Raw genomic sequence first — 949 nt, forward strand, 5'->3', positions numbered from 1 at the left:
GACTGGATGGAGGAGAACCTGGGTAATCGGGTTTCAGCCGATACAATCAGCGCCATTACCGACAGGGTGCTGCCTGAACTTCAATCCTGGCGTACCCGTCCCCTTGATTCAGTCTATCCCATAGTATGGATGGATGCCATCCACTACAAGGTCATGGATGATAAAAACCGACCGGTTACCCGCGCCATTTACAATGTGCTCGGCGTTGACCGCAACGGGCATAAGGATCTGCTGGGAATGTATATTTCCAGGAGTGAAGGTGCCAATTTCTGGCTCTCGGTACTGACTGATTTACAAACACGGGGAGTACGGGATATTTTAATAGCCAGTGTGGATAATCTGGCCGGTTTCTCCGATGCGATCAATAGTGTGTTCCCGGAAACCATCGTTCAGAGCTGCATTGTGCATCAGGTGCGCAACTCCCTTAAATATGTTGCCAGCAAGTATCAAAAAGCCTTCATGAAGGATCTCAAGCCCGTTTATCAGGCTGTAAGCAAGGAACAGGCAGAAGTGGAGCTGGACAATCTGGAGTTGAACTGGGGCGAACAATATCCACTGGTGATAAAATCCTGGCGGGACAACTGGCATAAACTATCAGCCTATTTCCAATATACTGACGCCATCCGGCGACTGATCTATACCACCAACACGGTGGAGGGATACCATCGTCAGATTCGCAAGGTGACAAAAAACAAAGGGGTTTTCACAAACGACACGGCGTTGGAGAAACTGGTTTATCTGGCCTACCGTAATATACGTAAAAAGTGGACTATGCCCTTGAAAGATTGGGGACAGACAGCCCAGCAACTGGCTATCCTTTTTCCGGATAGATTTAAACTTTTCGATTAATTTATTGACAATAACAGGAATTCAATATTTTTCATTAGTTTTGTGGTGACCAACAAAACGATGGCGATGCTTTGCACCATTGGAACATAAAAACGATTAG

Annotated in this window: 1 protein-coding gene; it reads left to right on the top strand. The window is 46.5% G+C overall.

What is annotated here, in order from left to right; genetic code table 11:
* On the top strand, window positions 1–849 hold an 849-nt coding region (locus tag B4W65_RS17055), incomplete at its 5' end, for an IS256 family transposase (protein ID WP_088656363.1).
* Window positions 850–949: the final 100 nt, after the last annotated feature.

This window comes from Geofilum rhodophaeum (genome assembly GCF_002210225.1).
Lineage (GTDB): Bacteria > Bacteroidota > Bacteroidia > Bacteroidales > Marinilabiliaceae > Geofilum > Geofilum rhodophaeum.